This is a genomic window from Methyloversatilis sp., assembly GCF_030698125.1.
GTDB lineage: Bacteria > Pseudomonadota > Gammaproteobacteria > Burkholderiales > Rhodocyclaceae > Methyloversatilis.
This window is the reverse complement of sequence record NZ_JAUYNV010000004.1, coordinates 110,749-136,926: the sequence shown is the minus strand read 5'-3', so window position 1 is coordinate 136,926 and position 26,178 is coordinate 110,749. Positions and strand designations below refer to the sequence as shown.

Sequence of the window (26,178 nt, the reverse complement as noted above, 5' to 3'; positions counted from 1 at the left end):
ATTTGGCTCAGATCACGGTCTGGCGCGGGTTTCATCGTCGCTCGCCAGGATCTCCGGCTGTGCCAAAACGATCACCTCCCCACAGCCGGCGAAGGACAGCCTTTCGCTTTCGACGCCACTCTGCACCCAAGACGTCGCGTTGATCGGCTGGCCGATCAGGTCGAACAGATTGCTGCCCAGATTCGTCCACGCGTCGGGGTCGGCCCAGTCCATCGTGTCCAGCGTGTCGTAGGCATCGACCCACTGCGTCCAGAACGGCGTCAGCTTCGTGTCGGCTGCGACCGTGATGGCACCGGCGGCATTCACCGTCGCGCCATCGCCGATCAGCGCATCGGTGCGATGCGCCACGTCGATCACCGCGATCGAACCGGAAATCGCGATCTTCTTCTTTTCTTCCGTCTTCGCCTTCTGTTCGTCGGGCGGCAGCGGGTGGTCGGGATCCGGCGCCTCCAGCGAGCGCTCGTCGACCGCCGCAGACGTTTCGAAGGACAGCGACTCCTCGGCGTTCGCGAACACGTCGACACGCCCGCGCGAGGTCACCCCCGCGCCGGTGGCGATCTCTGCCTTCACCGCGTTGCTGTTGTCGACCCATGCGAAGGACGCCGACAGGCCGAAGTTGCCGCTCGATCCGGCGCGCGCGTCCTTGTTCGGCACGCCGGCGACGAAGGCTGTCAGCTTTTCGAACAGCGCCACATCGATCGGGCGGGCGTTGCTGAAACCTTCTTCGGGGTTGGGGTCGCCCGCGGTGCCCGCCGATGCGCCCACCTCGGTCTGCGCGTCGTCGGACAGCGAGGCCGTCACGCTCACGCGGCCGGCATCGGTCACGGTGCCACCCAGCGAAGCGGTCATCGTGGTGGTGTTCACCAGCACCGCGATGCCGGACGAGGCCATGCCGTCCTTGAAGGAACTGCCGGTGGCCGACACCTCGATCGACTTGGCACCGGTCGCTTCGACATCGAGCGATGCCGCCTTCGCGATCACCGCCGCACTGCCCACCGTCGTTTCGGCGCGCTGATTCGCGATGCCGACGGCGAAGGCGAAGTTGGCGTACTCGCTGGCCGTCGACAGCATGTTGTTGTAGTGACCGGAGTTGATCGTGTCGACCTTCACCAGCAGCGTGCTGTCGGCCTGCGAGCGCAGCGTCATCGCGCCGCCGGACGACAATGTGGCGCGCTTGATGTCGACCGTGGCCAGCGCGTCGGTTTCGCCGTAGCCGATGCCGAGCACGGAGCCGACCACCCGCATCGACGCATCGGTCACCGCCACCGATTCGATCTTCAGATCACCACTCGCTTCGATGCGCGCGCCGCCATCGACATCTATCGTGGCGTGGGCAACCGACACGGTGGCATCGACCACCAGCGCCAGATCGTCGAGAAAGCCGAGCAGCGCGTCGGTGTACTCCTCGCCCGTCCACACCCATTTGTCGTTCGCGTCGGCCTTCAGCGTGACATCGCGCCCCGTGATGGTGGCGTTGTTGACGGTGATGGACGCGATGGAATCCTCGACCGAGCCCAGCACTGGCGTCGATTGGTTGTCCGTGGCCAGCAACTGGATGTCGCCTCCGAAAGGGGCGAAATCGCCGTCGGCGTGCGCCAGCACCTTGCTGCCGGACTTCAGGTCGATGTGCTTCGCTTCGAAGGTGATGTCGCCGGACGGCCCGACCGAAGCGCCGGTCGCGTGACTCGCCGCGTCGGTTCCGGCGACACGGCGGCTGGATACCGTCACGTTTTCGTTCACCGTGATCCTGTTGTCCGCCTGCAGCACCAGGTTGGCACCGGTGACGCTGACGCCATTGTCCGGCCCGGCCGGAATGCCGGTGTAGCCGCCGGCACCGCGCAGCAGGTTTGCGCTGAGCACGATGTTCAGCGGATCGATCAGCACCAGGCCCGCTGCACCGCCCGCCCTGCCGTCAGCGAGGAACTGGCCACCGGCGAGTTCCACCGTGTCCTTCGCCGAGAACTCGACAAAGCCGCCATCGCCGCTCGCCCCGGCACTCGCGTCCATCACCGCGCCGCTGCGCAGCGTCGCGTTGCGCTGCGCCATCGAGTCGATGCGCCCGCCGTCCGAATCCGCGCCGTCACCCGCCGCCGTCACCATCGCGTCGATGTCGACCAGGATGTCGCGCCCGGCCTCAAGTTTGATTTCGCCCCCGTCGGTGCCGCCGCCGCCGCGCGCATCCAGCGTGCCGGCGATTTCGATGTCCTCGTCCGCCGCAATGTAGATACGCCCCGCACGCTCGACCAGCCGGCTGCCCGTGCTCACTCCCTGCGTATTGACGATGTCGGTGAAGTCCGGCGCACGCCCCTCGAAGCGCGCCCCCGTCAGCACCGCGCCGGCCACGCTCACCGTGCCGGCCGCCAGCGTCACGCCGTCGACCGCATTGATCCGCCCGTCGATGCGGATCGCCGCACTCGACAGCGGTGCCGTCCCGTTGAGCAACTGACCCACCGCGCCTGCGTCCGGCTGACCATTGACGAAGAAGCGGTCCGCGAAGCCCTGCGTCGGCGTGCTCACCGACAGCGAACCCACATTCACCACGCCACCCGCGCCGACGACAAATCCGTGCGGATTGGCAAAGAACACATTGCCGCCGATCCGACCGTCGCGGATCGCGTTCAGCGTGCCGTGGATATCGGTGCGCGCGTCGCGCACGATGTTCACCAGATTCACCGCACCGCTCGGCATGTGCAGGTTCGCCGTGTGCCCCGAATTGACGCTGAAGGTGTTGAACGAGTTGAAACCGGAGTTGCCCGCAATCGTGCCGGTCCGGATGTCCGTCACCGCACCGGCCGTGCTCACCGTCGTCAGCGTCCGGCCATCGGCCTGGATCGCCTGCGCCCACGCCGCCGGCGACATCAGCAGCGGCAGGCTCGCCATGCCCGCCAGGGTGCAGAAAGAGGGCGCGAGCGCCGCCGATAGCGTGCGCAGGCCAGGCAGACTTGAAGTGGAGCGCGTCGGTTTCATTGCTGATCCTTTTCGATCATCAAAAAAACCAATGTGCGCTTGTAGGACAAACTCCTACTTGATCTTGAGCAATGTCACGAGAAGTGACGCATCACGGCCCTATCGTCGGCGATCCGGCAACGGAAAATGCGCTGAACCTTGCCGGCAATCGACCGAACGTCTTCAGCTCAGGAATCGGATCCGGAACGGCACTTTTCAATCTCCCGCCAGCGCAAAAGTGGGGCGCCGCGCAGGCACCAGCCGAGCGGCCAGACGTGGCGCGGTGCACGCCGCGGTTGTCCCGGCGCCGTCAGAACACCTGGGCGACGACCTGAACGTGCACGTAGTAGCCACGCGGCTCCTGCGGGCGGTCGCGGATCGGCAGCCCGAGCGTCACCCGGGCCGAAATGTTCTGATTGATGTTCGCGTTCAGCCCCCAGCCGTAGCTCGCCATCGTGTCGCTGCCGCGCGTCGATTCCGGCGGACGGAAGGGCTCCACGGCGCCGTAGTCGAGGAACAGGAAACCGCTGGTCCTGATCGGCGCCACCGGCGCCTGCGGCAGCGGGTGGTGCAGTTCCACCGACGCGATCAGCCCCTTGTCGCCGCTGAACAGACCTGTCTGGTAACCCCGCACGCTGCCCTCGCCGCCGATCAGGAACTGTTCGCTCGAGGTCAGGTTCTCGTCACGCGTGTACTGGAAGGCCACCGTGTTGTGCACCGACCAGCCTTCGCCGAATTCCTGCACGCGGCGCACCGAACCGCGCCAGATCTTGAATGAGGTCGACACTACATCGTCGATCGGGTCCGCATCCCCCGTCGAGTAGGTCAGCGATCCGGTCCAGATCCGGTCGCTTTCCCACCACTGCGCATCCACGCCCGCCGACACGTCGTCGATGTCGGTCGACTGGAACTTGCGCCCCTCGATCCAGCTTTCCGTCTTGCGCTTCTTCGCCCCGCCGAGCACATCGAGCTGGTAGTTCTTGCCGATCAGCAGCGGATGGCGCAGCAACGCCGTCCATGCCGTCGATTCACCGCGGATGCGCAGCGGCGCGAACGGGCCGTTCTTGATCCGCGTGTGGTCTTCGAACCAGGACAGCGTGAGCCGCGTGCCCAGCGTGCCCAGTGGAATGCTGTATGACAGTGCGCGGCCTTCGTGCCCCCCCGTCTCCGCGCCGATCAGCGACGCGCTCAACGCGTCCCGGAAGCCGAACAGGCTGCGGTTCTGGTAGAACACGCCGGCCCGATACACGCCGGTCGCGTAGCTGCCGCTGGTGTCGGCGAACACGCGCATTTCGTGTTTCGGCGGCTCCACAGCCGTCAGCGCCACATCGGTTTCGCCGAACTTCGCGCCCGGCTTCAGTTCGGCGCGCAGCTGCACATCCTGGCTGCGGTTGAAGCGCATCATGCTGCGCTCCAGCGCCCCCACGTCCGCCAGATCGCCCTTCGTCTGGCCGAGCCGCGACAGGATGAAGCTGTCGGCGGTGCTCGCGTTCCCTTCGAGCAGAATGTCACCCACACGCCCTTCGACCAGTTTGATCGTCACATTGCCGTCGGCCACTTCCTGCGCCGGCAGCACCGCCTGCGCGGTCGGGATGCCGCGCTCGCGATACAGCGTGTTGATGCGCTCGACGACTTCGACCACTTCGGCCAGCGTGACTTCACGTCCTTCGACCGTCGCCGCCAGCCCGCGCAGCGTCTCTTCCGACAGCAGTTCCGACTTCGTGAAGTCGATGCGCTTGAGCAGAAAACTCGACGTCACCGCCGGCTTTCTGGCCGGCGCAGGCTTGAGCCCTTCGCGGTCGATCGACGGCTCCGACTCCGGCCGGCGTTCGCGTTCTTCGCGCAGCCGCCGCTCGAGCTCCAGCGAGCGCTGCTGGATGCTGCCCGGGTCGGCTGCAGGCGGCAGTTGCGGGGTCACCTGCGCCTGCGCCGGCGCCGCCGCGCCCAGGGCGCACGTCAGTGCTGCCACGGCCAGCGGAGTCCTGCGGGCATGTCTGCCGAACAACCTGTGTGCGCGCCTCACGGTGCGGTCTCCTTCGGGGTTTCGCCGGGCGCATTCTGCGCCTCGTCCTCGGCCTTGCGGCGGGCTTCGGCTTCCTCTTCCGTCTCTTCCTCGCCCGAATTCACGGCCGGAATGTCCAGCGGGATGTTGATCGCGATCTGCGACAGCGCCGGCACCACATTCACCGCCTGCGGACGCGTCGGATTCGGCACCCGACCTTCGATCGCGTTACGCGACTCCTCCCGCCCGCTGTTGTCCGGGTCCGTCTCATTGACCACTTCGTGCAGCGGGCTGCGCGTCAGCGCCGTCTCTTCGGTCACCAGACGGTAGCGTTCCAGGCGCAGCGCGAACTGCCTGTCCGGCGCATTGAGCTGGATGTCCGCCGGCTGGATAACCGTCGTCGCATTGTCCATGTAAACATTGCTCTGCGGATTGATGAAGCGCGCCTGATTGTCGATCCGGCCATCCAGCACTTCCAGCCAGCCGCGCTCCGTCTCGATCCGCGCATCCTGCGAATACAGCCGCTCGAAGCGCGTGCCGATCGGGCTGTCGAACGTCAGATCGACCCAGCGCGCCATGCCACCCTGCGGACCGGTCACGTTCATCAGCAGCGGACCGCTGGTGCCGGTGTGAATCACCCTGGCCGTGATCGATTCGGTGCTGAAGCTCATCTTCGATTTGACGCTGAGCGTACCCAGATCGATGTCGCCCTTGCCGGATATGTCCAGCGTGTCGCCGGTCAGCCGCTTCACGCTGACGCGACCGTTGATGGCCTGGAGCTTGACGCCCTGCCCTGCGGTGACGGCATCCATGATGATGTCCTGTTCGGCGATCACCGTCGCATTGCCGGCTTCCGCCGTCGCTTCCAGTACGGTCACGCTGTTGCCGGACAGCAGGTCGAGATTGCCGCGCGCGGTGTAGGCACTGTTGCCGCTGATCGTGCCGCCGGCCTTGACCGCCAGATCGCCGTCGGTCTCGACAGTGCCGAGCGCGACATCGTCCTTCTCGTCGATCTGCAGGCCGCCCGCCGTCGACATGGCATCGATCATCGCAATGTCGGTTTCCAGTGCATCGGCCACCGGCAGCGGAATGCCGTTGTTCCAGGTGGCGCTGCCGATGCCATCGGTTGCTTCGAGCACGACACCGGCGCCCGGCGTGGCGGCGACCAGGTCGTAGGTGCCGATGTCGCCACCGTCGTGGATGCCGCCGCCGGCGACGATGCGCAGGGCCTGGGCGGTGGCGTTGTTGGTCGCCTCGATGCGGCCGACGACGACGTCGCCGGTGGTCGCAATGTCGATGCGGCCGTCGCGGGCGCGCAGCGTCGCCCCGTCGGCCATGATGTAGCGCGCGGCCGACAGGTCGATGTTGCCCACCGCCGCCACGGTCTGCGCCGACTGCACCACGTCACCGGCGGCGTCGAGCATCAGCTTGCCGCCCGCGTCGATGACGCCGATGTTCAGGTTGCCGGGCGAGCGCAGCGTGACGTCGCCGGCACTGGACAGCGCACTGCGCACGTCGAGCGCACCATCGACGGCGCGCACATGGATGCCGTCTGCGGCTTCGAGTTCGACCCAGCCGTCGGGTGAAGCACCCAGATCAAGCGCGTCCAGCTCGCTGCTGCCGGTGCCACCGATGGTGGTGCCGGCGTACAGGCTGAGATAGCGCGCCTGGATGTCGCGCTGCAGGTCCGACGACACTTCGACCAGCGCACCCGCCGAGCGGATGCGGGCCAGGCCCGGGGTGTAGATCTGGTCGATGCGGAGGTCTCCGACCAGACTGGACAGGAACAGGTCGCCGCCGGCGCGCGCCGTGACGGTCGCGTTGTTGGCCACCTGCACGATCAGGGCCAGCGTGTCCTGACCCAGATCGCCGCTGCCGGCTTCCAGCGTCACATTGCGCGACTGAACAGCGGCCTGCCCGGTCGTCGCGGCGCTCAGCAGCGCGCCGGCGGTCTTCAGGCGCACATCGGCCGGCGTCGCGATCGAGGCCACCCGCACATCCTCTTCCGAGCCGAGGTAGATGCTGTCGGTCGCCGTCGCGGTGATCGTACCGTTGTTCTGCGCGGTGAAATCGACGTCGTCCTTGCGCAGGATGGTGATGGTTTTCGCATCGGTGTCGATGCGCACGTCGGCCCGCTCGGCAGCGATCAGCGCAAGTTGCTGGTCTTCCGTCCACGCCGTCGGGTTGGTGCCGATCACCAGCGCGGCGCTTTCCTTGCCGATGCCGTGCGCCGCGATCAGCTGGATGTTGTCGCCGATGACGTTGGCCTCTTCGATCAGCACTTCGGTGTCCGACGTGTCCTTGAACAGGCCGGCGGCGATGCGGTTGGTGACTTCGGCTTCGGTCCAGGCGCCACCGTCGCGCAGCGCGTCGGCGCGCGTGGTGTCCTGCACGGCGACGTTGTAGCTGAAGTCCTTGTTGAACGTGGAGGCGCTGCCGGTGCCGAATTCGGCCGCCGCCTGGTGGAAGAACGCGGTGCGCTGGTTCTGGTAGGCGGCGATTTCCGCGTCGCCCCAGCCATTGGCGGTACGCAGCGCCTGCGCGGTCTGCGCATCGAGCACGAAGGTGTAGCCGGCGTCGTAGGCGGCGGCGGTGAAGCCGGTCGATGCGCCGTTGGCGTCGAAGTTTTCCTTCAGGCCGCGCATTTGCCAGTACTGCAGGTAATCCTGCTCCTTCTGGTCGTTGTATGCCTTGAGCGTGTTGTCGACGCTCTGGTTCGCGCCGGCCGACGCGGTCAGCCGCGCACGCTGTGCCACCTGAAGCAGCTGGGCGCGTGTTTCCACATCGACCTGCTGTGCTTCATTGACGTCGAGTATCGAGCCATTGACCGACTCGAGCCGCACGTCGCCGCCATTGGCCGAGATGGACAGCAGGCGCATGTCGCCGTCGGTTTCGGTCAGCCCGGTGTCCGCTGCCGCACTCGTCTCGATCCAGCCATTCGGCGAGCGGACATCGATTTCGAGCGGATCGGCCAGGCTGCCGATGCCCGCGTTCTCCGATGTGAGCCGCACGAAACCGCCGACCACATTGTTGGCCGCGCCATTGGCGTCGACCAGATTGGCGTCCGCCTTCAGGTCGACCAGGCTGCCGTTGCCGCCGGTGACATTGACGAGGCGCATGTCGCCCTTGGTTTCCCACAGTGCCACGCCGCCGGTCGCCGACGCGGTCAGCGCGCCGGTGCCCTGCAGGTCGAGCTTGATGTGGTTGCTGCCGGCCAGGGCCGGGCCGCCGATCGAGCCGTTGCTCGCCGTCATCGTCAGGTTGCCGGCGATGATCTTGGCGACGTCACCCGCCACGATGCTGGAGCCGGACAGCGACGTGTTTCCGGTGAGATTGCGTACAGCGCCCTGCAGTGCCAGCGCGCCATTGCTGCTGACGTTCAGCAGACCGGTGTCGTGGCCGATGAACTGGATGTTGATCGCCTTCGATGCGTTCAGGCTGTGAACATAGTAGTTGCGCTCGGTCCACTCCCATTCCTTGCGCGACACATACGTTTTCGAGACGCACAGGTCACCGGCGCAGTCGGAACCGTAGCTGTCGACAATCCACAGCGAGTCGACACCCTTGGTCGCGACACCGGTTCGCGTCTTGGTGAAGTCCATGATGTAGTCGGCCGTGCGGTTGTCCTGCGCCAGCCAGTCACCGCTGATGCGCTCCGTGCGCGTGGTCGTGGTGTCACCGCCGGACCGGCCGCCCGGATCCTTGGACAGCGCGTCCAGAAACGCGGCATCGAACAGCAGGCTCTTCGAGTAGGTTTCCCATTTGTAGACGTCGTAGGTTTCGGCATTGATCCACTTGAAGCGGCGCTCGCCACGTGGCTTGTACGTCGCGAGCCTGCCGGAGGCGTCGCCGAGTACCGTGACCGTCGGGCGGAGTCCGTCGGACGACGCGTTCGTCTGCGTGTAGGTCACTTGTCCGTTCAGCCGCGTGATCACGGTTTCCAGCGGCTTGCCGTTGAACTTGGTGCTGGTGTCGATGATCTTGATCGTGCCGGCCGCGGCCGAACCGGTATCGAGCCGGTTCAGTGCAAGATTTGCACCCGAGGTGTTGCTGACTTCGATCCGCCCGTAGCCGTCGCGCACCTTCAGCTGACCGTTTCCGGTACTGAAGATGTCGCCGTAGAACTGCATGTAGCCGCCCTCGACCTGAATCGAGCCCAGCTCGAGGGTGTTGCTGGCGGCGTCCCAGCGCACCTTGGGCCTGAACACATCGGCCAGCGTGCTGCCGGCCGACGGCAGTTCGAGCGCGACCCAGCCACCATTCGCCGCCTTCGCCTGATTCAGCACGGTCGAATTGATCGTCAGGTTGTAGTCGGTCAGCCCGCTCTGGATCAGGCCGTTGATGTTCAGCTTCTCGCCGCTGATGAACACGTTGTTGCCGGCGATGGTGCTGCCTTCGGCGGTCAGCCCGGCATTGGCAACCGAATACGCCTTGTAGTTGTTGTACCAGGGGGAGGTCGAAAAGGCGCTGGTGGCGACACCGAATTCCGACTTTGCGATCGCCTCGTACTGCTGCTGGTAGCCGTTGACGAAATTGCCGGCGCTGTTGATGTAGCCGGCGACGACGTCGTACAGCGATGGGTCGCCCGCGAGGTGGCTGAAGCCGAGCGAGAACGTCTTGATGAAATCGCCCTTTGTCGCGATGTCTATGGTCTGGGCGACGACATTCGACGCCACCAGCACGGAGCCGGTGCTTTCGATCTTGACGATGCCGCGTGCATTGGACAGGTCGCCATCGACATGGATTTCCGGCTTCAGCGCATTCAGGGTGACCGGATCTTCATAGGTATTCTTCAGCAGTATCTTCGGGTCGGGCGAATTGGTGCGGTCGACCACGTTGCCGGCGGCGAAGCTCGCCACCTGACCGTACTGGTTGCGCGCGTTGATTTCGGCCGTTGAACTGACCCGCACGCCGTTGAGCGTGACCAGCCCACCGGCCTCGCCGGGAATGCACAGCGCCGCCATGCAATCGAGCGCCGCGACACCCGGCTTGATGCGCACGAACTGATTGCCGTTGTTGATCACTTCGATGATCGAATCACCCGGCGCGATCAGTTCAGCCGCCGAAGCGCCCGTGAGCCAGTCTCCGGTAATGCTGATGTTGCCCGTATAGGCCGCGGCCGGATCGATATCGACGAAATTCACGGTCGCCCCGACACCCAGCTGAGTCTGACGCGCCTGCAGTATCTGGATATCGTTCAGGAAACCGTTGGCGACATCCGGGTTGTCATTGATGTACTCGTTGTAGAGCAGTTGCAGTGCGTCGATCCGGCTCTGGATTTCCCGCTGCAGCGACACGTTGTTGCGCCGGCTGAAGCTCATGTTCTCGGACTGGCGCAGCACGCTGCCGTTGGCTGCGAACTCCAGATACTGGTGGTGGCGCGTGCCCGCAAACACGGTGCCATTGACGTTGACGCCGGAACGCGAGTCGGTGAATTGCGAGCCGCCCTTGATGTCGAGGCTGATGTCGTCGTCGAAAATCTTGCCCAGCGCTTCCAGCGCCTCGCGGTACAGGTCGGTGCCGCTGCCGTAGCCGCGCGTGGTGTGGCTGCCTTCGCCCGCCTTCAGGTCGATGTCCTTGACCGACGCCACGGCCGCACGCGCGATCTGCTGTTCGCGGATGCCGGTGATGCCGGTCAGGTCGGCGTTGTAGGCGGCGATGCTGATGCGGTTGTCCTGACGGATTTCGCCGTGCGCGTCCGGCACGCTGTTGATCGGGATGACCGTCTTGTTCCACAGCCGGGTTTCGGCATCGGCAACCAGATTGTTGTTGTGCCCGGCCAGCAGGCGGATGTTTTCTTCCGACTCCAGACGCGCACCGTTCAGATGGATGTCGTTGCTGGTGATCAGGCGCGACAGCGACTCGCCGGACGGCGCCCCTGCAAGGCCGTAGGTCTTGCTCTGCGCCTCGGTATCGATGATGGCTTCGGTACGCGCATCGAGCACGATGTCGCCGTCGCTCTGCAGCAGAGTCCCCGCGCCGACCGTGATGTCCGCGTCGTTCCTGTCGGCATTGATGAAGGATTCGGTGTGCGCGATGGCGATTGCACCACCGGTGTCGAGCAGCACAGCGTCGTACACATCGACATCGTTCTTCGCGCCGAGGCGTATCGCACCGGCGTTGAGACCGGCCACCCGTGCATCGATGAAGGCGTTGCTGCCGATCAGCACGTCGGTGTCGTTGCGTATCGTCGAGTAGCTCGCGCCCGACGCACCGGACAGGATGCCGCCGGACGCCGCCTGCACCGTCCAGTCGGCGCCGGCCGAACCCTTGATGACACGCGTTTCGGCATCGATGTCGACGGTCTGCGCGTTCTCGATGCGGGTGCCGTTCAGCAGTTCGACCTTGGTCGTGTTGTCCACCGTGTTGGTGACCCAGGCGCCGGAATAGCCGGCGACCGAGGCCGACGTGCTGTCGGCCGTGCCCTGGAAATCGGTGGTGTGCTTCGCGTCGATATCGACCGTGGCGGCACGCAGCGTGCCGGCGACCTGCGTTGTGGTCGTCGCATCGGCATCGTTGACCACGCTGGCTGCCAGCAGCACGCCCAGGCCGCCCGCACCGGATGTCGATCCGGCATCCAGTTCATCGCTGCTTTCGCTGCGGATGACGATGCTGCCGGCGTTGATCGTGCCGGCGCCGATCAGCGCTTCGGTGGTGCTGTCGACCGTCGTTTCCGCGCTGTTGCCACCGGCCGCGATGAAGCCGATCGCGATGCCGCTCACGTCGCTCAGCCCGCTGACGGTGGACTTCGACAGCGTGTTGAACACACCGTTGCCGAGCTTGATGTCGTGACCAGCGCCCATCTGGACGCGTGTGATCGATTCCACCGTGGCGATCGCTTCGGTGGCGGTTGCGCCCAGCAGCAGACCACCGCCGGCCGCGAGTGCGTCGGCGCTGGCCGTTTCGCGCCCGGCGCGCGGCAGGGTTTGCGCCTTCAGCGTGAGGTTTCCGGCCGTCACGTCGAAGCCGGTACCGATGGTGACGAGAGAATCGGTATCGACGGTGGCTTCGGCCAGCGACACGCCGATCGACAGCCCGGCCGACACGGCGATGCCGACGGTGACCGCTTCGGCCACCGGGTCGCTGTCGGCGCGGATCTGCGTCAGGCCGCCGACCGTCGTCACCTTCACGTTGTTGCCGACGGTCGCCCGGGCGGCAGACACGTCGCTCACATTGGCATCGGCGCCCGCACCGGCCACGATGCCGCCGGCGGCCGCCACCACCTCGCCCTTCGAGGTGGTGCGCGACTGTCCGTACACGTCGAGCGACTCGGCGGTGATATCGGCGCCATTCAGCAGTTGTGCTTCGGCGGAACTGGTTTCATCGACGTAGGCGATCGCGGCGCCGATACCCACGACACCCAGGGCGGCTGCCCCCCCTTCGGCATCGAGGTTGTGATCGACCTTTGCATTGACCGTCACGCTGCCGGTGCTCGCCGTCACGATGCCACCCAGACTGGCCGTCGCGGTCGAGGATTTTTCGTGCCACGCGAAGCTGGCGGCCAGGCCGGCCAGCCCGGCGCCACCGGCGTAGGTGCGCAGCTTCGAAACGTCCGGCTGATCGTCGGTCGCCCGCACCGTCACGTCACCGCTTGCCGTCGTCGAGCCGGCGAGACTGGCCACCGTACGATCTTCGACCATCGAAATCGCGATGCCGCCTCCCAGCGACACGCCACCGGAAACGGCCGCTCCGATCGCCGTAGCATCGGTATCGCTGCGGGTGTGCGCCAGCACATCGATATTGCCGCCGGCATTGAGCGTGGCGCCACTGGCCACGATGGCGGCGGCGGACGTATTGCTCGGTGTCGCGTTGAAGTCGGACGAGGCGTTGATGCCGGCACGCGCCGCGTTCGCGCGCGCAGCCGACGCATCGGCCGCATCGGTGTCGCTGTCGATCTGGTTGCCGGTGGCACTGCGCGACGCCAGTTCGGTCGCCTTGCTGACCGATCCGGTGGTGTTGTCGCTGGCGTCGCCATCCGGCCGGGTGCCGATGGAAATGACCGATACCGCGCCGGCGATGCCGGCACTCAGCCCTCCCGCCGCAGCGGCGGTGGTCGAATCGATATCGCGCACGCTGTCGGCGGTGACGGAAATGTCGCCGTCGGCAGTGATCTGCGCGCCGGTCGCCACCGTGGCCGACGAACCGCTGCGTACCAGCACGACATCGACCGCTGCACCGACGCCGGCACCGCCGATGCCCACGCCCAGACTGCCCACGCCGCTCTCGACCTTGATGAGGTCGTCCGCTTCGATGAATACATCCTGCGCATCGGTACCGCCGAATGCGGTGTCCGAATTGATCTGCACACCGGTGCCGACCTGCGCGTCGGTCGTGCCCTTGGCCAGTACGACGTTGATGGTGCCCGCCACCCCGACGCCGCCGGCCGCCGCCGCCGTGGCGGCGAGCACTTCCTGATCGAAGCCGGAATCGGCGCGGATGGTCGTCGCACCGTCGGCATCGAGCCGGCTGGTGCCGCTGACGCGGGCCAGCGTGGCCTGCTCGACGACCGTCACCGCGGCCGTGATGCCGACACCGGCCACGCCACTGACGGCGAGCGCACCGGCATCGATGTCGACTTCGGTGTCGGACGTTGCCTCGATCTTGATCGAGCCCTGCGATTCGAGATCGCTGCTGTTGACCAGCGCCTGCGTCGTGCCATCGACCAGCAGCACACCGATGGTGCCGGCCAGACCGGCATAGGTTCCGCCGCCGACCGCGAGGATGACCTGTTCGAACTTGCTGGTCGAACCGGCATCGACGGTCACCGCCTTGTTCGCCTGCAGCGTGGCGTTATCGACCTTCGCCGTCGTCACATGCGACACCACGGCCGTGTCGGCCGCACCGCCGATGCCGGCGTCACCGCCGATCGCCGCGCCACCGGTGGCGGAGCCGATCTGGTCGTGGTGATAGGCCGCGACCCGTACTTCCTGGTCGCTGGTGCCCAGACTGGCGTTCAGCTTTGCCCCGCCCGTGACCTGCGCCGTCGTGCTGCCGCCCATCATCGCGATGCCCACCGTCGCGGCGACGCCGGCATTGCCACCGCCCGCCGCGCTGAGCGCGATGTTCTCGACCATCGCGGTGGACGACGCGACCACGCTGACGCCCTTCACGGTGTCCTTCTGCTGACGACCGGACAAGGGTTGCTGCGACGGCAGCTTGCTGCTGTCGTAGGCGCTCAGCGCGCCGTTGTCGACCCCTTCGCCCGAGCCGCCACCCAGCGCGGTCACCGACGTGTTGGCACCGCTCACTTCGGCGGTCGTCGTCGACTGGATGTCGTTGAAGGCGATGCCGCCGGCTGCGCCGATGCTACCGCCGAAAGCCACGCTGCCGGCGCGCGACTTGATGAAGTCATCGGCCTCGGCCGTGACGGTCGCACTTTCGGTCGCGTTGACGATCGCACCGTCGTCGATGCGCGCGGTCGTGCCGCCGCCGGCGTTGTTCAGGGCGATCGAGCCGGCGAAGCCGGCGGTACCCGCCGCCGAGCCGGCGATCGCCCACACGTCGAGCGTGCCCTGACGTTCGGCATCGACGCGCACATTGGCGCCATCGGCACTGCCGCCCGACAGTTCGGCACGCACTTCGCCACCGATCGAGTTGTACGAACCTGCCGCACCCACCGCTGCCGTACCGGCACCGCTCGCCGCGCCGGAAATCGACAGGATTTCCGACTCGTCGCGCGCCTTGATCGTGATGTCGCCGCTGGCATCCAGGTCGGAGCCCGAGGCGTGGGCCACGGTGCTGTTGCTGATCGTGTTGATGCCGAGCGAACCGGTCACGGCCACCTTGGCCGAGCCGCCGCCGCCCGCGGCGATCGCCTCGATCTCGGCATTCTCGGTGGCTTCGAGGCGGATGCTCGTGCCATCGACATCCGAGTTGGTCACCAGCGCCTCAGTGGTGTTGTCGATCACGTTGTAGGCGACGCCGACGCCGACCGCTGCGCCACCCAGCGACAGCGCCGCGCTGCCGGCGATCGACAGCATGCCGGAGGTGTCGCGCGCCGTGACGATGACGGCGTTGTTGTCCGCCTGTGCCTTCGAACCGACGATGCTGGCGCTGACGGTATTGTCCGTTTCGACCGACGAGAACGATCCGGATACCGCCACCTTGTCCGCCACGCCACCGGCCACCGCCGTGGCGTCGATCCGCGTGTCGGCGGCTGCATCCACCTTCAGTTCGCCATTCGTCGTGCGTACGTCGGCGCCGCCTTCGATGGTCGCCTTCACCGAGTTGCCGACCTCGCTCCAGGCGACCGATGCGCCGATGCCGGCATTGCCGCTGGTCGCACCGATGGCGCCGGCCAGCGCGAAAATTTCCGAGTCGTCCTTTGCCAGCACGGCGATGCCGCTGGCGGCGTCCATGCCGAGCGCGGTCTTCTTGCCGCGGATGCGTGCCTCGGTCGTGTTGGTGATGGTGTTGACCGCCACCGCACCGGAACCCGCCAACGGCCCCTTGCTCAGACCGAGCGAAGCCGAAATGGTATCGATGTCATTGTCGGTCTGCGCGTCCAGCGTGATGCTGCCGCCGGCCTGCAGATCGGAGTCATCGACATACACGAGGGTGTCGTTGTCGAGCTTGTTCCACGCGAACGACAGGCCGATGCCGGCCTTGCCGCCGAAGGCGATGGCGCCCGCCACCGACTGGATGCCGGACAGGTCGCTTGCACCGATGAACGCAGTGCTGACGCCGCTCAGCGACGAGCGCGCGATGTAGGCGTGCGTGGTGTTGCTGATTTCGTTGACCGACACCGAACCGGCCACGCCCGCCTTGCCCTTGGCACCGGCCAGACTGGCCGACAGCGTCTTGATGTTGCCATCGACGTCGGCGTCCAGCGTCAGCGTGCCGTTCTGGGTGACGCTCGCGTCGGCGATGTAGGCGCTGGTGGTGCCGGCAAGCGTGTTCTGCGCGTACGAGCCGGCGATGCTGTTGCCATCCTGCTGGGTCGAAATGGTCACCGCGCCGGAGAGCGCGTTGATGTCCAGCGTGTTGTCTGCGGTGACCGACACATTGTCGGCCTGCTGGACCTGCACGCCGCTTGAAATGTAGGCCAGCGTGTCGGCTTCGATGTCGTTGACCGACGCGTCACCCGATACCGCGATGCCGAACTTGCCCTTGCCGGTGCCCGACCCCGCGCTGCCACCCGATGAGCCGGAGCCGGCCGAACCGCCGCTCGACGACCCCGAACCGGCCACCGCCGCACTCGAACTGCCATCCTGGGTTTCGCCCGCGCCGGCCGGCACGTCGGTCTGCGACTTGCTGCTGGTGGCGACCGCGCCGGCCAGCGAGTAGGCGCTGATTTCAGTGTCGGCGGTAGCGGCCAGCGTCAGGTTGTCACCCACCTTGATGAGGCCGGTGGCCGGTGTCAGATCGAGGAGGGGATCGCGGTTGCCGATGAAGGCGCGCACGTCGGCGTCCAGCGTGTTCAGCGACACCGACAGGCCGATGCCGACCGGCCCCTTGGTGACGACGATGCCGCCGGCCACCGAAATCGTGCGGATTTCGCTGTCGGCATCCAGTGTCAGATTCTTCCCGGCATCGACCGTCGCCTTGTCGTCGATGTAGGCGATGGTGTCGGTGCGCACCGTATTCATCGACAGCGCGCCTTCGATGCCGACCTGGTCGGAACTGCCGCCCGCCTCGGTCACGGTGACCATCTGGTTGTTGCTTTCGGCCTTGACCTCGACGTCCTGCTCGGCCCGCACGTCGGCACCGTCGCGGATGCCCGCCACCGCCTCGCCGCTGATATCCAGCACATTGGCCGAACCGCCGATCGCCGCCTTGCCGCCGCTGTTGCCGAGGAATTTCTTCGACAGAATGCCGACCGCATTCACCGTATTGACGTCGTTCTTCGCGTACACGGTCACCGACTGCGCAGCCAGATCGAGCGCCGGATCGACCGCGTTGTCGTAGATCGTGTTGAGTTTCGCGCCCTCGCCGACCCAGGCGTTCGAGTTGTTCTCGAGCGTGAACACGGTGACCGCCGCCGCGAGACCGAGGCCGCTCTTGCCGCTGGCCGAATTCAGGGCGAACGTCGTCAGCACGAGGTCGAGCAGATTGCCCTGCAGGTGATTCAGGATGACGGCCGGCGAGCTCCAGTCGATCTGCCACGGATAGGGAATGTGCGTCTGCGCATCGACCCGGATCGCGCCGCGTGCGTCGACCTCGGCCAGATCGCCGATCCACGCATCGCTGTTGTTCAGGAAATTGGCGATCACCACCGAGCCGCCGATGGCGGTGCCGGTCGAGGTGGCCTTGGCGTCGGCGCTCGCACTGGGGCGGTCGTTGATCAGGGACACCACATCGACCTTGCCCTGCGCCTTCACGCTCGCACCGGCCGCAATGCTGGCGCTCGCGTTGTTTTCCGAATCGGTGTAGGACACGGCACCGGCGGCATTGAACTTGCCTTCCTTGATGCCGGGGAACATGAAGTCGGTGATCTTGCTGGCTGTGCCGGAACTGACCAGGCCGGTGGCGCCCAGTATCGAACTGCCGACATTGCGCTGGATGCCGGCGGTGAAATTCGTCATCTTCGCCGACAGCGTGTTCGGGTTGCCCAGCGTCGCCGCTTCGGCAGCACTGCTGTTCTTGGCGATGTCGGTTTTCGCGTCGACCTTGACGTCGCCGTGGGTGGTCGTGACGTCGCCGCCCAGCGTGGCCGTGGTGTTCGTGGTCGAGGTGGTGACCGCGACCGAAATGCCCAGACCGCTGCCGCCGGTGTTCGATGCGATCGCGCCGGCCGAGATGTCGGCCTTGGTGTTCGCTTCGACTGCGACCGACCCGGCCGTGGTCGTCGTGTCGTCGCCGACGATGGCACTGGTGGTGGCGTTGTTGGACGCGCGCACGAAGGTCGCGTCGATCGGCTTGTTGGTCGAATTGACGCTGGCGGTCACGTTCAGTTCGGTGTCGGTCACGGCCTTGACCGATGTCGCGTTGCCGCTGACCAGCTTCGTCGTGCCTTGAACCCTGGTTTCGGCGATCGCCGTGGATTCGCCCCATGCCACCGAAAAGACGACGAGCCCGGCAAACGTCGGCTTGGCGGCCGACGTGGCGGACGAGGACAGCGTCAGCGTGTCGGTCGCCGTCAGTTCGGTCGCACCATCGACGGTGACGCGCGCGGTGGATTCCGACAGCGACACCAGCGGTATGCTGGAAAAATCGAACAGCTGGTCGTTCAGCAGTTGCACCTCGCCGCTGTCTTCGGCCGGCAGCCAGCTCTGGTCGGCCAGTCGCAGCGCATTGCCCAGCACGTTGAAGGTGAGCGAGGTGTCCGACGTCGCCGCCACGTCGACCTTGCGGCCGCTGATCGTGCTGGCAACCCCGTTGTCGTCGCCGATGATCACATCGGCGGTGGCGATCTTTTCGAAGCCGGCGCGGGCGCCGGCATGCGCCTTGATGGTCACATCGCCGGTGCCGCTGATGAGTGAGCCCTTGATTTCGGTCAGCGCAGTGGCGTCGGTCGTGATGGCGAGGTATTCGCCGCCGGGACCGTCGGAAATGTCATCCATTTCCGAATCGAGATAGGTCTGCGCCTGTTCGACGGTGATGTTGGGGACGGTGTCGAGCAGTTGTGTGATGAGCGATGTATCGGCCACCGACGACAAGGTGATGGTCGCGCCGCGTATCGTCGAACCCTGCACCTTGATACCTGCATCGGCCGAACGTACCGCGCCGACGGCATTGATGTCGGTCGCCAGCAATTCCACATCGCCGGCGGCGAAGCCGTTGTCCGCATTCGCCAGCAACTGCGTGCCGTTCTTCAGTTCGATCTGCTTCGACACCAGGCTGATCTTGCCCGACGCCCCGGTCGAGTCGCCGCCCAGGTGGTTGGCACGCGACGCGGCGCCATCGACCTTACGCGACGACAGGAACACGTCGTCCAGCACGATGCGGTCGTCGGCGCGCAATTCCAGCAGCGCGCCCTGCGAGTACATGTCGAAGCCGGAACCGGTCCACAGCAGTTCCTCGGGATCGATCAGGATGTGACCTGCCTGGCCGCCGGCGCCGGCGCCCGCGCGCAGCGCGCCGCCACTGATCGACACTGTCTTTTTCGCCGAGAACTCGACGAAGCCGCCGTCGCCGCTCGCCCCGGCACTCGCATCCATCACCGCGCCGCTGCGCAGCGTGGCGTTGCGCTGCGCCATCGAGTCGATCCGTCCGCCGTCCGAGTGGTCCCCGTCGCCGGCCGCCGTCACCATCGCGTCGATGTCGATCAGGATGTCGCGCCCGGCCTTCAGTTCAACCTCGCCCCCGTCGATCCCCGCACCGCCGCGCGCATCCAGCGTGCCGGCGATTTCAATGTCCTCGTCCGCCGCGATGTAGATGCGCCCCGCCCGCTCGACCAGCCGGCTGCCCGTGCTCACTCCCTGCGTATTGACGATGTCGGTGAAGTCCGGCGCACGCCCCTCGAAGCGCGCCCCCGTCAGCACCGCGCCGGCCACGCTCACCGTGCCGGCCGCCAGCGTCACGCCATCGACCGCGTTGATCCGCCCATCGATGCGGATCGCCGCACGCGACAGCGGCGCCGTCCCGTTGAGCAGCTGACCCACCGCGCCGGCATCCGGCTGACCATTGACGAAGAAGCGGTCCGCGAAGCCCTGCGTCGGCGTGCTCACCGACAGCGAACCCACATTCACCACGCCACCCGCGCCGACGACAAATCCGTGCGGATTGGCAAAGAACACATTGCCGCCGATGCGCCCGTCGCGGATCGCGTTCAGCGTGCCGTGGATGTCGCTGCGCGCATCACGCACGATGTTCACCAGATTCACCGCCCCGCTCGGCACGTGCAGGTTCGCCGTGTGCCCCGAATTGACGCTGAAGGTGTTGAACGAGTTGAAACCGGAGTTGCCCGCAATCGTGCCGGTCCGGATGTCCGTCACCGCTCCGGCCGTGCTCACCGTCGTCAGCGTCCGGCCATCCGCCTGGATCGCCTGCGCCCACGCCGCCGGTGACATCAGCAGCGGCAGGCTCGCCATACCGATCGCGAATCCGTGCGGGCGGTGCAGATTGGCCACCAGGGTGCGCAACCTTGGCAGGTTGCGACGACGTTGCGTACTTTTCATGGTGTGACTCCCGGTTACTGCCACGACCGTGCTTTGCGGTCGCTCGTAGGAATTATTCCTACATGATTGTAAGCTGATGTGACAGTGGTGGTGTTCAATGCATCACGTCGGGATTCCGCGGACACCGCATCCTGACGCCATATGTGTCAATTTCTGCAACGCATCGAGTTGCGTCGCCGCATCGCATGCAGCGCCGCAACGGCGAGCCCGGTCAGCGCCAGCGACCCCGGTTCGGGCACGGCCGAAACAAGCGGCCCGGACAACTCGAAGGTCGCGCGCACATCGCGAAAGTGGTACAGGGGCGTATTGGCCAGAAACTGCACCGACTGGGTACGCAGCGGGTCCGGTGTCACGGTGAGCACGCCGGTCGCGCCCAGGTCGAAGGTCAGCGTCGGCAGATCGAAGGCATACAGCTGGTACTGGCCATTGGCGATTTCCTGCATGCCGATGTCGACCTCGAATGAACGGGTGAGGCCCATGACGGTCATGCTCAGCGCGTGGGTCCGGTACTGGATTCCACTCATGCCGGATTCGTCTGCCGGCCCGGTGCCCGCGAACAGCTTGAAATAGTTGGCCAGCACCGGCGTGTCCCGCGTGAGATCCAGTACGCCGCTCAGCCCGTCGAAGCGGGAACTCGCGCTCGCCAGCGGATGCCCCTCGAAATAGGTCTGCACGGACGAGCCGGTCGTCTGGAAGGTGATCGGCACGGCGCACGCGGCACCCGTCCACAGACACAGGGAAAACACGGCACTTCGCAGCGCGCCGGAAGCGGAAATGGTCATCTGAACCTCCTTGTTGTGGATGTCGGCGGGCGCTTGCCCGCGCGTGACTTCCGGACCATGACCGTGTCGAATCCCGCACCCGGGAAACGCTTACGGAGCGGAACTCGGCAGACGCGCCGCCGGAAATTTCAGGAGGGAATTAGGCGCGCAGCCTCTTGGGCGGTAAATACGAACAAGCGCGTAGCGCGCGGCAGGACATGAAGAAAAGCAGGAACTGGATCACGGCCGGCTACGACGGCCGGGTCACGCCCCGGGAAGGCGCTGGCGGATCGACCAGGCCACCAGCTCGGCCGCGTTGCGCAGGCCGAGCTTGCGGGCGATGTTCTCCCGATGCTTGCGTACCGTGTGTTCGGAAATGCCCAGTTCGGCGCCGATCTGCTTGCTCGACAGGCCGCGTCCGACATGGCTGGCGATATCCATTTCGCGGCTGGTCAGGCCTTCGTGTTCTGCCGTCGCGCCATGGCCGAACAAGGTCGCCAGTTCCGGGCTGACGTGGTAGCCGCCGTCGCCCACGGTGTGGATGGCCGACACCAGCGCGTCGGCGTCGTCTGTCTTCAGCATGTAGCCATGCGCACCGAAAGACAGCGCGGCCTGCACGGTCGCGGCATCCTGACGCGCCGTCACGACCAGCACGCGGGTCGGCAGATGAGCGACGGAGATGGCCTGCATCACTTCGAGCCCGTCGAGCCGCGGCAGACCCAGATCGAGCAGCAGCACGTCCGGCTTGAGCTCGCGGGCAAGCCGCAGCGCGCCTTCACCATCGCCCGTTTCGCCCAGCCAGCGCACGCGCGGCGCACGCGACAGCATCAGACGCAGGCCCTGGCGCACCAGGGCGTGGTCTTCGGCAACGACGATGCTAATCTCGCGGGCTTCCATGCGCCGGAAAATACCATGGCGATGACGTCGATACCGCTCGACGCACACGACTGCACGGATGACAGCGCGCACGAACGCGAGGCGGTCCGGCGCGATCTGCTGGGCGTGCTGTTCGGCCATACGCCCACCATCGTTGCCGGCAACGTTGCCGTGGCCAGCACCGCTGCGGCGGTGCTGGTCAGCGCCGAGGGACACTCGGCGGTCTGGGTGTGGCTGGCCATCGTCTGCCTGCTGGTCGCCCTGCGCGCCCTGTACGTGCGCTGGATGCAGCCCAAACTGGGCGATCTGGGCGGTCACCAACTCGACCGCACCGAGCGCATCTACACGATCATCGCCGCGCTGACCGGTCTGGCCTGGGGCGTTTTGCCCTGGCTGGGTTACGAGGGCCGCGACCCGTTCATGGACTTCTTCAGTGTCGCCATGCTGGTCGGCATGGCTGGCGGCGCCGTCACCGCCACCACGGCGCTGCCACGCGCGCTCAATCTGTATCTGGTGTGCGCGCTGGTGCCGTTCGTCGTCAAGTCGTGGCTGATCGGCGGCGCCATCAACATCGCCGGTGGTCTGACCATCGTGTTCTACCTCGCGGTACTCGTTTCATTCGGGCGCAACGCGCACGCCACGATGCGCAATGCACTGCTGCTGACGCGCCAGAACGCGCGCCTGGCCGACACGCTGCGACGCGAGCGCGACGCGGTGCAGGCGGCGATGCGTGCCAAGAATCTCTTTCTGGCCGGCGTGACGCACGATCTGCGCCAGCCGGTGCATGCGGTCGGTCTGCACATGCGATATCTGCGCTCGCTGCGCGACGACGAAGTGAGCCACGCGACGGTGAATGAAGCCTGCGCCGGCGTCGACGAGGCGGTGCGCGCGATGAGCAGCCAGCTGTCGCGACTGATCGAACTGTCGCGGCTGGAAGCCGGCGAGGCACGCGTGGTGCGCCGCGCATTGCCGCTGGCCGAAGTGTTGGCGTCGTGCGCCGCCCAGTTCGGTCCGCTGGCGCGCGACAAGGGGATCGAACTGGTGATCCGCCCGGCTCGCGCCACTTTGGACAGTGACCCGATGATGCTGCGTTCCATTCTCGACAATCTGGTGTCGAACGCGGTGCGCTACACCGACCGCGGCCGCGTGCTCGTCGCCACCCGTTCGCGTGGCGACGAGGTGGAACTGCAGGTGTGGGACACCGGGCCGGGCATCGCCGAAGAACTGATCCCGCAGATCTTCATTCCGTACCGCCGCTTCGACGACCGCCAGACCCGGCACGATGAAGGTCAGGGTCTGGGTCTGGCGCTGGCGCGCAAGCAGGCGGAATTGCTGGGGCACCCGCTGACCGTGCGCTCACGCGTCGGCCACGGCAGCGTGTTCGCGCTGAGGGTACCGAAGGCATAGCTGCCAGAGCCGGTGGGGAGGGTTCCTTTGGGCGCGGCGATCCACAGCCAGCCCAGCTTTCCGGGCCATGTTGCACTGCAATCGCGCAGCGCGCCGTCGCCATCGTCCGCAAGGCCAGACGGCAGGCGGACGACCGCCCGGCCGGCTGCCTGTCAAGGCTGTTGCGGCGTTTCACCGAAGCGTAAAGTTCGGTGAACCGAAGTCAGGAGACACCCCATGCAACAGATCGACCTGGTCCCGCTGACCGAAGAAGAAAAAATCGCCTGCCTGCCCGAGCAGGAAATTTCCAGCGAAGTATTGATCGAGAAATACGCCAAGGGCGGCGAAACGACGGTGGCCGAAGTGCGCCGTCGCGTGGCGAAGGCGCTTGCGCAGGCCGAGGCCGAAGACCGCCGCGCGCACTGGGAAGCGAAATTCCTCGACGCGCAGGAACGGGGCTTCGTGCCGGCCGGACGCATCAGTTCCGCCGCCGGCACCCAGCTCACCGCCACATTGATCAACTGCTTCGTGCAGCCGGTCGGCGACTCGATCACCGAAATCGAGGACCAGCGCCCGGGCATCTACACGGCGCTCGCGCAGGCCGCTGAAACCATGCGCCGCGGTGGCGGCGTCGGCTATGACTTTTCCAGCATCCGCCCGGTTGGCGCGCGCGTGCGCGGCACGCAGTCGCGTGCGTCCGGCCCGGTCAGCTACATGCGGGTGTTCGATCGCTCGTGCGAAACGGTCGAATCGGCGGGCAGCCGCCGCGGTGCGCAGATGGGTGTGCTGCGCTGCGATCACCCGGACATCGAGCAATTCATCCACGCCAAGGACAGCGGCGACCTGACCAACTTCAACGTGTCGGTCGGCGTGACCGACACCTTCATGAAGGCGGTCGAAGCCGACAGCACGGTCGACCTGGTGCACAAGGCCGAGCCTGCCAGCGACATCAAGGCCGCCGGCGCGTACCAGCGCGAAGACGGCCTGTGGGTCTATGCCAAGCCGCGGGCGCGCGAGCTGTGGGACCAGATCATGCGCTCGACCTACGACCACGCCGAGCCGGGCATCCTGTTTCTCGACCGCATCAACCGCGACAACAACCTGTACTACTGCGAAAGCATCGAGGCGACCAACCCGTGCGCCGAGCAGCCGCTGCCGCCCTATGGCTGCTGCGATCTGGGTTCGATCAACCTGACCCGCTTCGTGAAGAAGCCGTTCGGCGAAACAGCCGAATTCGATTTCGACGGCTTCGCCGAAGTCTGCGCGGTGGCCATCCGCATGCTGGACAACGTGCTCGAAGTGACCCACTGGCCGCTGCCGCAGCAGCGCGACGAAGCGATGGCGAAGCGCCGCGTCGGCCTCGGCTTCACCGGCCTGGGCGACGCGCTGATCATGCTGCGCCAGCGTTACGACACGCAGGAAGCGCGGCTGATGGCGTCGCGCATTTCCGAAGTGATGCGCGACGCGTCCTATCTGGCGTCGGTCGAACTGGCGAAGGAGCGCGGCAGCTTTCCGCTGTTCAACGCCGACATGTACCTGTCGGGCGGCAACTTCGCGTCGCGCCTGCCGGCCGAGGTGAAGGAGCAGATCCGCAAGCACGGCCTGCGCAATTCGCACCTGCTGTCGATCGCGCCCACCGGCACCATTTCGCTGGCCTTCGCCGACAACGCGAGCAACGGCATCGAGCCGCCGTTCTCCTGGACCTACACGCGCAAGAAGCGCATGGCCGACGGCACCTTCAAGGAGTACGCGGTCGAGGACTACGCCTGGCGGATGTACAAGCACCTCGGCGGCGACGTGACGAAGCTGCCGCCCTGGTTCGTCACCGCGCTGGAAATTTCCGCGTCTGCGCACAAGGACATGGTCGCAGCAGTCGCCCCCTATATCGACACGTCGATTTCCAAGACGGTGAATGTACCGGCCGACTATCCGTACGCCGACTTCGAAGATCTCTATCTCGCCGCCTGGAAGGCCGGCCTGAAGGGCCTTGCGACCTACCGGCCGAACAGCGTGCTGGGCAGCGTGCTGTCGGTCGACACGCCGAAGACGGAAGAGAAGAAGCAGCCGCACGACGTCGAAATCATCACTGGCACCAACCAGCGCCTGTCGATCGGCGCGCTGCCGGCGCCCGTGCTGTCCAGCCTGCGCTGGCCCGGCCGGCCCGACATGCCGGACGGCAACCCGAGCTGGACCTACATGCTGAAGACGCCGGGCGGCGAATTCGCGCTGTTCGTCGGCCACATCGAAAACGAAGGTGCGGATGGCCGCATGCAGACCCTGCCGTTCGAGGTGTGGGTCAATGGCGCCGACCAGCCGCGCGGCCTGGGTGCCGTCGCGAAGACGCTGTCGATGGACATGCGCGCCAACGACCCGGGCTGGCTCAAGCTCAAGCTCGACGTGCTGGCGCGCACCGCCAGCGACCAGGGTTTCGACATGCCGCTGCCGCCCAGCGGCGAGCATCGCCGCATGCCGGGCGTGGTGGCCGCGTTCGCCAACGTGATCCGCTACCGCTGCGACAAGCTGGGCGCGCTCGAACGCGAAGCCCCGACGCCGGTGCTCGACACGCTGTTCGCGCTGCAGGAGCCGAAAACCGGCACCGACGGCACGCTGAGCTGGACGGTCGACATCAGCAACCCGGCCACCGGCGAGGATTTCGTGCTCGGCCTGAAGGAAATCACGCTGCCGGGCGGCGAAACGCGTCCGTACTCGGTGTGGCTGTCGGGCAATTACCCGCGCGCGCTCGACGGGCTGACACGCATCCTCGCGCTCGACATGCGCGTGATGGACCCGGCCTGGATCGGCATGAAGCTGCGCAAGCTCATCAGCTATCCGGAACCGCTGGGCGACTTCATGGCCTTCGTGCCCGGCACGCGCCGCCAGCAGAACTGGCCGTCGACGGTCGCCTACGTCGCCCGGCTGATCATCCACCGCTACGCCATGCTGGGCATCCTCGACGAAGCGGGCTATCCGATGCGCGAAATGGGCATCCTGGAGTCGCCGCGCGGCGACGACGAGCCGAAGCTGATGCAGGGTGCGCTGTGCGGCGAATGCGGCAATCAGTCGGTCATCCGCAAGGACGGCTGCGACTTCTGCACCGCCTGCGGGGCGGTGGGGAGTTGCGGCTGACCGGGCTTCAGCCGCAGCTCCC

At 66.4% G+C, this 26,178-nt stretch carries 7 protein-coding genes; 2 read left to right on the top strand and 5 right to left on the bottom strand.

Features of this window, described 5'->3' with window-relative positions:
- Window positions 1-12: 12 nt before the first annotated feature.
- The 5 genes from Q8Q80_RS01235 to Q8Q80_RS01215 all read right to left on the bottom strand — a co-directional run bounded on the left by Q8Q80_RS01235 (window position 13) and on the right by Q8Q80_RS01215 (window position 21,665).
- The gene (locus tag Q8Q80_RS01235; protein WP_305631179.1) at window positions 13-2,967 is read right to left on the bottom strand and encodes a leukotoxin LktA family filamentous adhesin; all 2,955 of its coding nucleotides are present in this window, start codon (window positions 2,965-2,967) and stop codon (window positions 13-15) included.
- Window positions 2,968-3,256: 289 nt separating this feature from the next.
- Window positions 3,257-4,915, bottom strand: coding sequence for a ShlB/FhaC/HecB family hemolysin secretion/activation protein (locus Q8Q80_RS01230; RefSeq protein WP_305631178.1), 1,659 nt, complete (start codon window positions 4,913-4,915; stop codon window positions 3,257-3,259).
- Between the two features lie 50 nt (window positions 4,916-4,965).
- Window positions 4,966-20,007: a leukotoxin LktA family filamentous adhesin gene (locus Q8Q80_RS01225; RefSeq protein WP_305631177.1), complete on the bottom strand. Its 15,042-nt coding sequence runs from the start codon at window positions 20,005-20,007 to the stop codon at window positions 4,966-4,968.
- A 146-nt stretch (window positions 20,008-20,153) separates the two neighbouring features.
- On the bottom strand, window positions 20,154-20,789 hold the full coding sequence (locus Q8Q80_RS01220; RefSeq protein ID WP_305631176.1) for a PEP-CTERM sorting domain-containing protein: 636 nt from the start codon (window positions 20,787-20,789) through the stop codon (window positions 20,154-20,156).
- A 243-nt stretch (window positions 20,790-21,032) separates the two neighbouring features.
- The gene (locus Q8Q80_RS01215) at window positions 21,033-21,665 is read right to left on the bottom strand and encodes a response regulator transcription factor (protein WP_305631175.1); all 633 of its coding nucleotides are present in this window, start codon (window positions 21,663-21,665) and stop codon (window positions 21,033-21,035) included.
- Window positions 21,666-21,680: 15 nt separating this feature from the next.
- Here Q8Q80_RS01215 and Q8Q80_RS01210 point away from each other — a divergent pair, with 15 nt between their 5' ends.
- The gene (locus tag Q8Q80_RS01210; RefSeq protein WP_305631174.1) at window positions 21,681-23,051 is read left to right on the top strand and encodes a HAMP domain-containing sensor histidine kinase; all 1,371 of its coding nucleotides are present in this window, start codon (window positions 21,681-21,683) and stop codon (window positions 23,049-23,051) included.
- 216 nt (window positions 23,052-23,267) lie between these two features.
- Window positions 23,268-26,156 carry an adenosylcobalamin-dependent ribonucleoside-diphosphate reductase gene (locus Q8Q80_RS01205; RefSeq protein ID WP_305631173.1) on the top strand — a complete coding sequence of 963 codons (2,889 nt, stop codon included), beginning with the start codon at window positions 23,268-23,270 and terminating at the stop codon, window positions 26,154-26,156.
- Window positions 26,157-26,178 lie beyond the last annotated feature (22 nt).

What these genes read in the sequence shown, in the direction of transcription:
- Q8Q80_RS01235 (WP_305631179.1), bottom strand. Translation starts at nt 2,967, where the DNA reads ATGAAACCGACGCGCTCCACTTCAAGTCTGCCTGGCCTGCGCACGCTA.
- Q8Q80_RS01225 (WP_305631177.1), bottom strand. Translation starts at nt 20,007, where the DNA reads ATGAAAAGTACGCAACGTCGTCGCAACCTGCCAAGGTTGCGCACCCTG.
- Q8Q80_RS01220 (WP_305631176.1), bottom strand. Translation starts at nt 20,789, where the DNA reads ATGACCATTTCCGCTTCCGGCGCGCTGCGAAGTGCCGTGTTTTCCCTG.
- Q8Q80_RS01215 (WP_305631175.1), bottom strand. Translation starts at nt 21,665, where the DNA reads ATGGAAGCCCGCGAGATTAGCATCGTCGTTGCCGAAGACCACGCCCTG.
- Q8Q80_RS01210 (WP_305631174.1), top strand. Translation starts at nt 21,681, where the DNA reads ATGGCGATGACGTCGATACCGCTCGACGCACACGACTGCACGGATGAC.
- Q8Q80_RS01205 (WP_305631173.1), top strand. Translation starts at nt 23,268, where the DNA reads ATGCAACAGATCGACCTGGTCCCGCTGACCGAAGAAGAAAAAATCGCC.